This is a genomic window from Sulfurovum iocasae, from assembly GCF_047716765.1.
Taxonomy (GTDB): domain Bacteria; phylum Campylobacterota; class Campylobacteria; order Campylobacterales; family Sulfurovaceae; genus Sulfurovum.
In genome coordinates, this window is sequence record NZ_CP180410.1 from 2656223 (window position 1) to 2668739 (window position 12517).

The window sequence follows — 12517 nt, forward strand, 5'->3', positions numbered from 1 at the left end:
GATTTAATCACACAGATTTTTGGAGGCATATTATATCGAAAAATTCTTCGATTTTTCTTATGTTTTGATTTTGGGGTTGGGGCGATTATACATGCGTATATGAATTGGTGTTATCAGGAGACAACACCCTACGGTAAAATATTACCATTAATAATTGATATATGTAGGGTGTTGTGCCCCCACAACACCATTATACTACATAAATTGTAACTACTCAGCAGTAGTCAATTTGATATCATCATTGTCTATCATACCAGTACCAACTGGGATAAGACGACCGATAACAACATTCTCTTTAAGATCTTCAAGCATATCTACCGTACCAGCAATAGACGCAGAAGTAAGTACTTTTGTTGTATCTTGGAATGATGCTGCAGAGATGATACTGTCTGCACCAACCGCTGCACGAGTAATACCTACAAGCATTGGCTCAGCAATTGAAGGTTCACCACCAAGTTTAATGACTGATTCATTCTCTTCTTGGAACTTACGACGAGACACGATGTCTCCTGCTATAAATTTAGAATCACCACTATCAACCACTTTTACCTGTCTCATCATTTGAGAAGTAACGATCTCAATGTGTTTATCTGAGATATTAACCCCTTGTCTACGGTAAACCATTTGTACTTCAGAGACAATGTACTCATACAATGCTTTTTCACCAAGTGCTGCAAGAATGTCATGACTTGAGATAATACCATCAGTCAATTTCTCACCGGCATGCACATACTCTCCAGTGTGTACAAGTGCTACTTTGTTTTTATCGATGAACTGCTCTGTCACTTGATTATTATCACCAGAAACGATCAATCTCTCTTTACCACGTAATGGTTTACCAAAGCTTACCACACCATCGATCTGCGCAATAAGTGCAATATCTTTTGGACGTCTCGCTTCAAAGAGTTCAGATACTCTTGGAAGACCCCCGGTAATATCTTTTGATTTGATCGCTGCTTTTGGTGTTTTTGCCAAGATATCTGCGATACTTACTTCATCACCATCTTTAACAAACAAGATCGTCTTAGGATCCAACTGATAACGGATCAACTCATCAGACTCTGTTGCAAGAATAATTGCCGGCTTATATGCCGCAGGGATATATTCGTTAAGCTCTAGTCTTGTATCTCCTGTTACTTCATCAAATTGTTCAACTACTGTTACTCCAGGAATGATATCTTCAAACTTCAATGTACCTTTTTGCTCAGCAATAATAGGCTCAGAGTATGGATCCCACTCAGCGATAACGACTTGAGTAGAAGTCTCTGGTGCAGAAAGAGTATCACCTCTTTCTACAGTTGCATCGTTATCCACTTTAACAACTGAACCTCTTGAGATATAGTGTCTTGCTGCTTCTCTGTTGTTTTCATCAACGATCACAGCAAAGAGACCTTTCTCCTCTACTTTTTCACCTACTTTAGCACCATTATGTGCTTCAAGGTAATCCCCTTTGAGCAAGAAGAACTTCACTTTACCTTTTGATTCTGCGACCACTTCTTGTGTAACAGGTGCACCATCTTCTACTTTCAATTCAGAGGCAAAAGGGATGCGGCTTGGAACAGACCAACCTTCATTGATCACTTCAACAATAGAGTCACCCTCTTCTACTTTATCACCATCATTCAGTGGTAAGAAGAGTTTACCTTCAACTTTACCTGCAACACCTGCAAGCTCATTTGATTTGGCAACGTCAGATTTTCTGAGGTTATATTTAACTTCATCTTGACCTTTTGCTTGTACAGAAATAACCACTTCATCATGTGTTACAACTACTGAAACTGTACCTGAAGTCACAGCTTTGATTTTTGGCTCAACAAGTAAAACACCTGCATTTCTTCTGTTTGCAACGATAAGGTTACCATCTCTGTTACGGAATACTGAAAGGTTGTAATATCTTACAAAACCTTCTTTAGTCGCAACAACAGATCTCTCTTCTTTACCCGCAGTTGCCGTACCACCTGTGTGGAATGTACGTAGTGTAAGCTGTGTTCCCGGTTCACCGATAGATTGTGCTGCAATAACTCCTACAGCTTCTCCTCGTTTAACCATTTTATTATCAGCCATATTCAAACCATAACATTTTGCACAAATACCTTTAGGTGCTTTACAAGACGATGGTGCTCTCATCACTACAGATCTCACACCTGCATCTTGTACTCTTGAAGCAGTCTCTTCATCGATCATCGTACCTTCAGATACAAGCACTTCTGATGTAATAGGGTCGATGATATCTTCAGCCAATACTCTACCATAGATACGATCTGCCAATGGTTCGATCATCTCATTACCAACAACAATATCAGAGACTTCAACACCTTCATGTGTACCACAATCAATCATAGCGATCTTCACATTTTGTGCAACATCAATGAGTTTTCTTGTCAAGTAACCCGCATTCGCTGTTTTTAGTGCTGTATCGGCAAGACCTTTTCTTACACCGTGTGTTGAAATAAAGTACTCAAGTACATTCAGACCTTCACGGAAGTTTGATGTAATAGGTGTCTCAATAATAGTCCCATCTGATTTCGCCATAAGACCCCTCATACCTGAAAGTTGTCTAATTTGAGCCGCTGAACCTCTCGCCCCGGAGTCTGCCATCATGTGAACCGAGTTAAACCCGTCTTTATCTTTTCTGATCAGACCCATAAGACCTTCTGCAATACCATTGTTCGCATCTGTCCAGATATCAATAATCTTATTATAACGCTCTTGATCAGTCAAAAGACCAGAACCAAATTGTCTTTGGATCTCTTTCACTTCTTCTTTAGCAGCAATAACACTAGCCTCTTTAAGTTCAGGGATCTTAATATCATCAATAGAGATAGAAACACCTACTTTAGTCGCATATTTGAAACCCATATCCTTAAGATCATCAAGGAAACCAGCAGTCTCAGACACACCACCGATTTTGTAAATGTAGTCAACCAATGCACCGATATCTTTTTTCTTCAAGATCTTGTTCCAGTATTTTTCCGGTACATAATCAGGGATGATTGATTTCAAGATCAATCTACCTGCTGTAGAAGTAGCAATTTTCCCCTCAACAACAGTTCTGATACGTGCATTCAGATCAAGTGCATTTTGTTCAAATGCGATCTCAACTTCTTCCACGCTTGCAAATAGTTTATGTTCACCTTTTACATCATTCTTCTCAAGCGTTAGGTAGTAAAGACCTAAAATCATATCCTGAGAAGGTACCGCAATTGCTTTACCTGATGCAGGAAGCAAAATATTCATAGATGCAAGCATCAATACTTTTGCTTCAGCAATAGCCTCATCTGAAAGTGGCACGTGTACCGCCATCTGATCCCCATCGAAGTCGGCGTTGAACGCAGAACATACAAGTGGGTGCAATTGGATCGCTTTACCCTCGATAAGTCTTGGGTGGAACGCTTGAATAGAAAGTTTGTGAAGCGTTGGTGCACGGTTCAGTAAAACAGGATAGTTTTCAACTACCTCTTCTAAACACTCCCATACTTCATTCTCTTTTTTCTCGATCATCTTTTTAGCTTGCTTAAGTGTCGTTGCATACCCTTTTTCTTCAAGCTTAGCCATCAAGTGTGGCTTAAAGAGTTCAATTGCCATTACCTTAGGAAGACCACATTGATCCATACGTAAGTCTGGTCCAACAACGATAACAGAACGTCCAGAGAAGTCAACACGTTTACCAAGAAGGTTTTGACGGAAACGACCTTGTTTACCTTTAATTACCTCTGAAAGTGATTTCAATGGTCTTTTGTTCGCACCTTTAACTGCATTTCCTCTTCTACCATTGTCAAATAAAGCATCAACTGCTTCTTGAAGCATACGTTTTTCATTTCTAACGATGATTTCCGGTGCATCAAGTTCCACAAGTCTTTTCAAACGTTGGTTACGGTTAATTACTCTTCTGTAAAGGTCATTTACATCAGAAACTGCGAATTTACCACCATCAAGACTTACAAGAGGTCTTAGATCTGGTGGAAGAACAGGAAGTTGTGTCAACATCATCCACTCTGGTCTGTTACCTGAGTGTAAGAATGCTTCAATAACTTTAAGGCGTTTAACAATTGTTTTTCTTTTAGCTTCAGATTTTGTTGCCTGAATATCTTCTTTAAGTTGAGAAAACATATCTACAAGATCAAGATCTGCAAGAAGTTCCTGAACGATCTCACCACCCATTCTTGCATCTAACTCTGTGTCACCAAAACGCTGCATGATTTGCTGATATTGCTCTTCATTAAGAACATCATATTTAGCAAGTGGGTTAGTTCCCGCAGAATCATAAGAAGCTTCACCTGGTGTTTTAACGATATATGCTTCATAGTAAAGTACTCTTTCCAAGTCTTTCATCTTTACACCCAAAAGTGTACCGATACGTGATGGAAGTGAAGATACATACCAAATATGTGCAACAGGTGCGATAAGGTCGATGTGACCCATACGGTTTCTTCTTACTTTAGAAGAGGTTACTTCAACCCCACATTTTTCACAAACTACACCTTTATAACGCATCTTTTTGTACTTACCGCATAGACACTCATAGTCTCTGATAGGTCCAAAGATCTTTGCACAGAAAAGACCGTCTCTCTCTGGCTTAAGGGTTCTATAGTTAATTGTTTCCGGCTTTTTTACTTCACCAAAACTCCAAGAGAGTACTTTTTCAGGACTTGCAACTCTAAGCTGTAGTGCTGCTATATCCTTTGGTCTCTCTTCACTGTTAAGATCTATTGGTGTTAAATTCTCTAAAAACTTACTCATTTTCACCCTCCACTTCTTTTTTACTCTCATATAACTCTGTATCTAATCCAAGTGCCTGAAGCTCTTTGGTCAATACGAACATCGTCTCTGGTACACCTGACTCTGGTACAGGCTCACCTTTAGTGATGGCTCTGTATGCTCTTGCTCTACCTTCAACATCATCTGACTTGATCGTCAACATCTCTTTAAGTATGTGAGATGCACCATAGGCTTCAAGAGCCCAGACTTCCATCTCTCCAAATCTTTGTCCACCAAAGAGTGCTTTACCACCAACTGGTTGCTGTGTTACAAGGGAGTATGGTCCAGTTGAACGTGCATGCACTTTCTCATCAACCAAGTGGTGAAGTTTAAGCATATACATATACCCAACATTCACTCTCTCTATCATCTCTTCACCCGTCTTACCATCAAAGAGTTTCATTTTACCATCACTGTCGATCTTCGCCATCTCGAAAAGTTTGTCAAACTCAGCTTGGTCCGTTCCTTCAAATACAGGTGCAGCAAACTTAACACCTGTTGACCAGTCTCTACCATATGTCAGCAGCTCTTCATCACTCATGTTTCCAAGAAGTTCTTTAGCATTCATCAGTTTTGCAACATCTGCAATAGTGATCATCTTCGCTCTAAGCTCTTGTACAAAGTTTTCTTGTTTAGCATTAAACATATCCTGGATCTGCTCACCCAATCTCTTACCAACTAAACCAAGGTGTACTTCAAGAATTTGTCCAATGTTCATACGTGAAGGTACCCCTAGTGGGTTCAGGATGATCTCAACAGGTCTTCCGTCTTCCATATACGGCATATCGATCTCTGGAACAATATTGGAAACAATACCTTTGTTTCCGTGACGTCCAGCCATTTTATCACCCACTTTGAGCTTTCTTTTTGTAGCGATATAAATTTTAACTAACTTCGTTACACCAGAAGGAAGAATATCATCTTTTTCAAGTACAGCCAATTTCTCTTCATGATCATTTTTAAGTCTCTTTTTCTGCTTCAAGAAGTAGTTTTTAAGTGACTCATACTCATTTTGTACATCATCAGAGTAAGACTGAACTGCACCTCTAAGTGCAAATCTGTTCACCTCTTTGATCGTTGCTTCAGGAATTTTCGTACCTGATTTAAACTCAACTTCACCTATAGTAACATCTTTAGCCAATTCTTGATTTGAAAGATAGTTCGCGATACGTAAGATCTCTTCTCTGTCTATCATGAGGAGTTGATCATGGTGATCACCATCCAAGATGGCTTTTTCCTCTTCATAGGCTTGGATAGCTCTTGCATCTTTCTCATAGCCTTTTTTCGTAAAGACTTTGATATCTACAACAACACCTTCCATAGAGGCTGGGCAGTAAAGTGATTTATTTACCACATGTCCTGCTTTTTCTCCAAAGATCGCTCTAAGTAGTCTCTCTTCAGGTGTAGGTTTGATCTCACCTTTAGGACTTACTTTACCTACAAGGATCATTCCTGGCTTCACATACGTACCCATCTGAACAATACCACTCTCATCAAGGTGAAGCAGTTCATCTTCACGGATATTTGGAATATCACGTGTGATCTCTTCTGTACCATGTTTAAGTTCTCTGGCTTCTACCTCTTTTTCATAGGTATGCACAGACGTAAAAGTATCTTCACGGATGACCTTCTCAGAGATAATGATCGCATCCTCATAGTTATATCCGTACCATGGCATAAATGCAACCATAATATTTTTACCAATTGCAAGTTCACCCTGATCCATGTTCGCACCATCAGCAACCACTTGTTTTGCCTCTACTTTATCACCCAATTTTACAATTGGTGTCTGTGTAAAGGTAGTATTTTGGTTGGTTCTCATATTTTTTTCAAGTGGATAGTGGTCTATAAATACACCGCTCTCATCTTCACCCATCACATAAATATTTTTACCGTCTACTTTTTCAACCGTACCTGCTCTCTTAGCCTTTACACACTCCCATGCATCACGACTTACGATCGCTTCCATCCCTGTACCGACAACCGGTGCATCTGTTTTAAGAAGTGGCACTGCTTGACGTTGCATGTTTGAACCCATAAGCGCACGGTTGGCATCATCGTGCTCCAAGAATGGGATCAACGCTGCCGCAGAACCAGAGATCATCAATGGAGAGATATCGATCAAGTCAACCCTTTTAGCATCATTAAGTTCAATGTTACCATTAAGTCTGGTCTCGATCAGATCTTCAACAATACGCCCATCTTCACTTACCACAGTTGATGCAGGAGCAATACACTTATCTTCTTCCTGTGTTGCAGTAATATAAACGATCTCATCTGTAACCTGACAATCTTTTACCACTTTATATGGTGCTTCGATAAAGCCATGCTCATTTACTTTTGAGTATGTAGCCAGTGTATTGATAAGACCAATATTCTGACCTTCCGGCGTTTCAATAGGACAAATACGACCATAGTGTGTAGGGTGTACATCCCTTACTTCAAATCCAGCTCTCTCTTTAACAAGACCACCTTCACCAAGTGCTGAGAGTCTTCTTTTGTGTGTCACTTCTGAGAGTGGGTTGGTTTGATCCATAAACTGTGAAAGTTGACCCGATGAGAAAAATTCTAAAATGGTATTTGTGATCATTTTAGAGTTTACCAAGTCATGTGGCATCAACTCATCCAATGCACCGGAAACTGTTGTCATTTTGTCTCTGATCGCTTTTTGCATTTTCACAAGACCATTGTGAAGTTCATTACCAAGAAGCTCACCAATTGCTCTAATTCTTCTGTTTCCAAGGTGATCTCTATCATCGATGTGACCTTGACCATTCTTGACTTTAATAAGATATTTCACTGTATTGATAAGATCTTCTGCTGTAAGTACAGTAGCATACTCAGGAATATCCAATCCAAGTTTATGATTCATCTTCATACGACCTACTTTTGTAAGATCATATCTTTCAGGATCAAAGAAAAGTTGTCTTAAAAATGATTTTGCTGCTTCAGGTGTAACCGGCTCACCTGGTCTCATTACTTTATAAATACGGATAGCAGAAAGTACATTTTCATCATCTATCTCTTCTGTTTGCTTTAAGAGTCTTAAACTCTCAGAGTCAGCAATGAATGCATTAATGATAGAATTATCAGCACCTTCTGCAAGGTCATTAATGATATCGATCGTATCGATACCCTGTTCGATCATTTTTTTGAGCTTCGTTTCATCTAAAGGTGTTACAGTATCATACAGTACTTCCCCACTCTCTTGATCAATGACCGGTGAAGCCAAATGTCTTTCCATAAGTACTTCAAGTGGATATTCAACCCATTCAAGTCCCTCTTCGATCAGTTTTTGCGCTTTTTTCTTAGTCAGTCTTTTACCGGCATTAACAACGGTATTACCATCCATATCTTTAACATCATAATCTGCTCTACCGCCAAAATCTTCAGCATCGAACTTCACAAGGAATCTGTTATCTTTAATAGAAATCTCTTTTGTAGAGTAGAAAAGTTTAACAATATCATCTTTAGAGTAATCCAGTGCTCTAAAAAGAATAGTAACCGGGATTTTTCTTCTTTTGTTAATACGTGCATAAAGAATATCTTTAGAGTCATATTCAAAATACAACCAAGAACCACGATCCGGGATAATTTGTGCTGAATAAAGAAGTTTTGCAGCAACTGTTGTTCCCTCTTCTTCTTTAAAGATAACCCCTGGAGATCTGTGAAGTTGGTTTACAATAACTCTCTCAACACCATTGACAACAAAAGATGTTCTCTCTGTCATTAAAGGGATGTCACGTACGAAAACAGCTTGCTCTTTTATCTCTTTTGGATCAAGTTTCTCACCTGTTTTCTCATCTCTGTTCCAGATAGTAAGTGCAATGTTCATCTTGAGTGAAACTGAGTATGTTAATCCTCTTTCCATACACTCTCTCACTGTGTATTTTGGTTTAACGATCTCAGAGTTTTTATACGTTAATGTCACTCTGTTTTGTTGATCATGGATAGGGAAAGCAGATCTGAATACTCTTTCTAAAGTAGAGTTTTTTCTGTCTTTTTCACCTAACATTAAAAAGTCTTCATAACTTTTTTGTTGAAGCTGGAGCAAGTTTGGAATTTCTATTTCTCTTGGTGTTTTTGAAAAATCAACACGAAGTCTGTTACCAGAATGCAAAGAATTTAACATGGTTATCCTTAGTATGGTTGGTTAGTATGGTTTGTAATTAATTTAGTTTATTAATATCGTTTGTTTAGAGTAATTTCTAAATATTTAGATACACAAAGAAACTATTAGAGGAGGGTATGAAATGTCTCCGAATAGCTTTTAACTGTATCTGGTAGATTGGGTGAGTTTAGGCAACAAGCCTAAACTCTCTTAAATAAAATGAATTATTTAAGTTCACAAGAAGCACCAGCTTCTTCAATTTGTTTTTTAAGCTCTTCAGCTTCTTCTTTAGATACACCCTCTTTAAGTACAGTTGGAGTTTCTTCAACAGCAGCTTTTGCTTCTTTAAGTCCAAGACCAGTAATTGCTCTTACTACTTTAATAGCATTGATTTTTTTATCGCCAGCACCTGTAAGTACTACATCAAATTCTGTTTGCTCTTCAGCAGCTTCACCACCGGCAGCAGCACCACCAGCTACTACTGTAGCTTGCGCAGATACGCCAAATTTCTCTTCAAATTCTTTTACAAGCTCAGAAAGCTCAAGTACTGACATGTTTGAGATAAACTCAAGAACATCTTCTTTAGTTGTTGCCATAATTAATTCCTTAAATATATGTTATAAAATGCCATTGCATTTTTAAATTAAAAGAGCCTAGAGGCTCTCACCACTCTATGCTTCTTCTTCTAATTTAGTAGCCAATGCATTCATACCAATTGTAAAGTTTTGAACCGGTGCATTCCAAACATTAAGGAGCATACCAATAAGCTCATCTCTAGTAGGAAGTTTAGCCATTGCATTAATGGTTTCCATACTAGCAACTTCACCCTGGATCAAACCAGTTTTGATTGTAAAACTGTCTGTAAATTGAGTTGCGGCTTTATCAGCGATCTTACAAGGTAAAACTTGTGTATCACCCCAGATTACAAGGTTTGTATCTGTAAATTCAACTGCTTCACAACCTGCATTTTTCAATGCGATCATTGCCAGTTTATTTTTAACAACTTGTACTTTAGTATCTTCATCTTTCGCAAGATTTCTTACGATCTCAAGATTTTCAACAGTCATACCTTTGTAATCACAAACGATGATGGCACCAGCGTCTTTAAACTCTGCTGTCATTTCTGCAACTAATTCTTCTTTTCTAGTTCTAGTCATATATTCTCCTTTCGACCTACAAAAGGGTGTGGATAACCACCTATACATCTCTTCAAATGTACTAATTAAGCTTTCGCCCCTATTGTCTTTGACCTAAAATAATTGAGATTATTCTCAAAAGAAAATTAATTTTAATGCTCTTTTGAAAATAGCTTGTAAGTTGGAAAAACCAACTTACAAAATAATGATTTGATTATTTAATATCCATCACTTCTGATGTATCAAGAGTCACTGAAGGACTCATAGTTAATGATACAGCAGCATTAGTAATAAATCTACCTTTTGCAGATGCTGGTTTTGCTCTGTTAACAGTTTCAAGAAGTGTTACAAAGTTTTCTTTGATTTTTTCAGCACCAAAACTTACTTTACCAATACCTGCATGGATGTTACCTTTTTTATCTACTCTAAAGTTAACTTTTCCACCTTTAGCTTCTGTAACTGCTTTAGCTACATCCATAGTAACTGTACCAGTCTTAGGATTTGGCATAAGACCTTTTGGTCCAAGTACTCTTGCTACTTTACCAAGAACACCCATCATATCAGGTGTTGAGATCACTGTATCAAAGTTAATGTTACCAGCCTGGATCTCTTCGATCAAGTCTGCAGCACCAACGATATCAGCACCTGCTGCTTTAGCTTCGTCTGCTTTTGCATCTTTAGCAAATACAGCTACTCTTACTACTTTACCTGTACCATGTGGAAGAACTACTGAACCTCTTACCATTTGGTCTGCATGTCTTGGGTCAACATTTAAGTTAAGTGCAACTTCTACAGTTTCATCAAACTTTGCTGATTTAAGATCTACCAATGTTGCGATCGCTTCATCAACACTATACTCTTTAGTAGCATCTACTTTTTTAAGTAGTGCTTCTCTTCTTTTACTTGGTTTTTTTGCCATTTTATTTCTCCGCTTTATATGCTCCCACATTTTTTAAATCATGTGGTATAAGATTGTCTGTTAAGACTAGTCTACGATTTCAACACCCATACTTCTACAAGAACCAGCGATAATATTTGCCGCCATTTCTCTATCGTTAGTGTTAAGGTCTGCTATTTTTTGATCGATAATTTCGTCAAGTTTAGCTTTAGTGATAGAACCAACTTTATTAAGAATTGGATTATCTGTACCTTTTTTAAGACCTGCTGCTTTTAAGATAAGGTCACTTGCAGGTGGTTGTTTTGTTTCAAATGTAAAACTTCTATCTGCATACACTGTAACAACTACAGGTATCTTGAACCCCATTTTATCTTTTGTTTTTTCATTAAAAGCTTTACAAAACTCCATAATGTTAACACCACGTTGTCCAAGTGCCGGACCTACTGGTGGTGATGGATTTGCTGATCCAGCCGGGATCATCATTTTGAACTTTTCAGTTATTTTTTTTGCCATCTGTTCTTCCTTTGTTTGATTTAACCCTTATCAGGTTATATTATTTTTTCGACTTGTGTATAGAGTATTTCTACTGGTGTGTTTCTACCAAAGATCGAAACATTTAACTTCAACGTACCATGGTTAAGATCATACTCTTCAACCATTCCTGTAAAGTTTGCAAATGGACCATCTACGATACGTACCATTTCTCCTGTTTCAAAATCTACTTTAGGACGAGGTGCAGCTTTTTGCTCCATCTTGTCTAAAATATTTTTAACGTCTGCCTCTGTAAGTGCAGTAGGTGTCTTTTGTTCACCGATAAATCTAGATACTCTTGGTAAAGACTGAATCTTATGCCAAAGATCAGTATCCAGGTCTATATGTGCGAAAGCATACCCAGAATACAATGTTCTCTCTGTGATCTTTTTCTCACCATTCTTCACTTCAATCACTTCTTCTGTAGGAACAACAATACGTTCAACTTTGTCTTCGATACCATGATCGATCACAAGTTGTTCAATTGCTCTTTTTACAGAGAGTTCAGATCCTGAATATGTTTGTATTGCATACCACTGATAAGCCATCTTCTATCCTATAAAACTGATGATACGATTGATGACATTAAAAGGTCAACCAACGCTAAAAATATTGATATTACAGTTACTACGAGGATAACTGCTAAAAATGCTTGTCTTACTTGTACTTTTGTTGGAAATATTACTTTATGGATCTCCGCTTTCGCGTGTGCAATAAATGTTGAAATTTTTCCCATGTTTGCTACCTTTAATTATGGCAGGCCAAGAGGGACTCGAACCCCCGGCACCTGGTTTTGGAGACCAGTGCTCTACCAACTGAGCTATTGGCCTAAATATTATTTAGGTTGTCATTTAAACAAAAGTTTAAATGACGGTATTGCTAAAATAAAACTTTTTACAGTTTCATCTCTTTATGAACAGTATGTTCTTTACACCATTTACAATATTTCTTAAGTGCAAGTTTCTCTGTTGTTGTTTTTTTATTCTTAGTTGTGTGATAGTTACGTCTTGTACATTTCTCACAACCTAAGTGAACTGTTTCTCTCATTGTTATCTCCTATGATAAGTGTGCAAGAGGCAAGCC

General features: G+C 38.1%; 9 protein-coding genes and 1 tRNA gene. All 10 read right to left on the reverse strand.

Annotated features, from left to right (window positions below; all coding sequences use genetic code 11):
- Positions 1-210: 210 nt before the first annotated feature.
- Positions 211-4740 (reverse strand): DNA-directed RNA polymerase subunit beta', encoded by a 4530-nt coding sequence (rpoC, locus tag ACLHDG_RS13090; protein ID WP_415406694.1) that lies wholly within the window; start codon positions 4738-4740, stop codon positions 211-213.
- On the reverse strand, positions 4733-8890 hold the full coding sequence (rpoB, locus tag ACLHDG_RS13095) for a DNA-directed RNA polymerase subunit beta (protein ID WP_415406695.1): 4158 nt from the start codon (positions 8888-8890) through the stop codon (positions 4733-4735). Before rpoB ends, rpoC begins: the two co-directional genes overlap by 8 nt.
- Positions 8891-9093: 203 nt before the next feature.
- Positions 9094-9465, reverse strand: a complete 372-nt coding sequence (gene rplL / locus ACLHDG_RS13100; RefSeq protein ID WP_415406696.1) for a 50S ribosomal protein L7/L12 — start codon at positions 9463-9465, stop codon at positions 9094-9096.
- Positions 9466-9540: 75 nt separating this feature from the next.
- Positions 9541-10026 (reverse strand): 50S ribosomal protein L10, encoded by a 486-nt coding sequence (rplJ, locus tag ACLHDG_RS13105; protein ID WP_415406697.1) that lies wholly within the window; start codon positions 10024-10026, stop codon positions 9541-9543.
- Between the two features lie 193 nt (positions 10027-10219).
- A complete protein-coding gene (gene rplA, locus ACLHDG_RS13110; protein WP_415406698.1) occupies positions 10220-10924 on the reverse strand; it encodes a 50S ribosomal protein L1 in 705 nt (234 codons plus the stop codon).
- A gap of 66 nt (positions 10925-10990) precedes the next feature.
- Positions 10991-11416 carry a 50S ribosomal protein L11 gene (gene rplK / locus ACLHDG_RS13115; RefSeq protein WP_415406699.1) on the reverse strand — a complete coding sequence of 142 codons (426 nt, stop codon included), beginning with the start codon at positions 11414-11416 and terminating at the stop codon, positions 10991-10993.
- 35 nt (positions 11417-11451) lie between these two features.
- Entirely contained in the window at positions 11452-11982 is a 531-nt protein-coding gene (nusG, locus tag ACLHDG_RS13120; RefSeq protein WP_415406700.1) for a transcription termination/antitermination protein NusG, read from the reverse strand.
- Positions 11983-11990: 8 nt separating this feature from the next.
- Positions 11991-12170 (reverse strand): preprotein translocase subunit SecE, encoded by a 180-nt coding sequence (secE, locus tag ACLHDG_RS13125; RefSeq protein WP_415406701.1) that lies wholly within the window; start codon positions 12168-12170, stop codon positions 11991-11993.
- Positions 12171-12188: 18 nt separating this feature from the next.
- Positions 12189-12264: transfer RNA gene (locus ACLHDG_RS13130), tRNA-Trp, on the reverse strand.
- A 64-nt stretch (positions 12265-12328) separates the two neighbouring features.
- On the reverse strand, positions 12329-12481 hold the full coding sequence (gene rpmG, locus ACLHDG_RS13135) for a 50S ribosomal protein L33 (protein WP_011979817.1): 153 nt from the start codon (positions 12479-12481) through the stop codon (positions 12329-12331).
- Between the last annotated feature and the right edge of the window lie 36 nt (positions 12482-12517).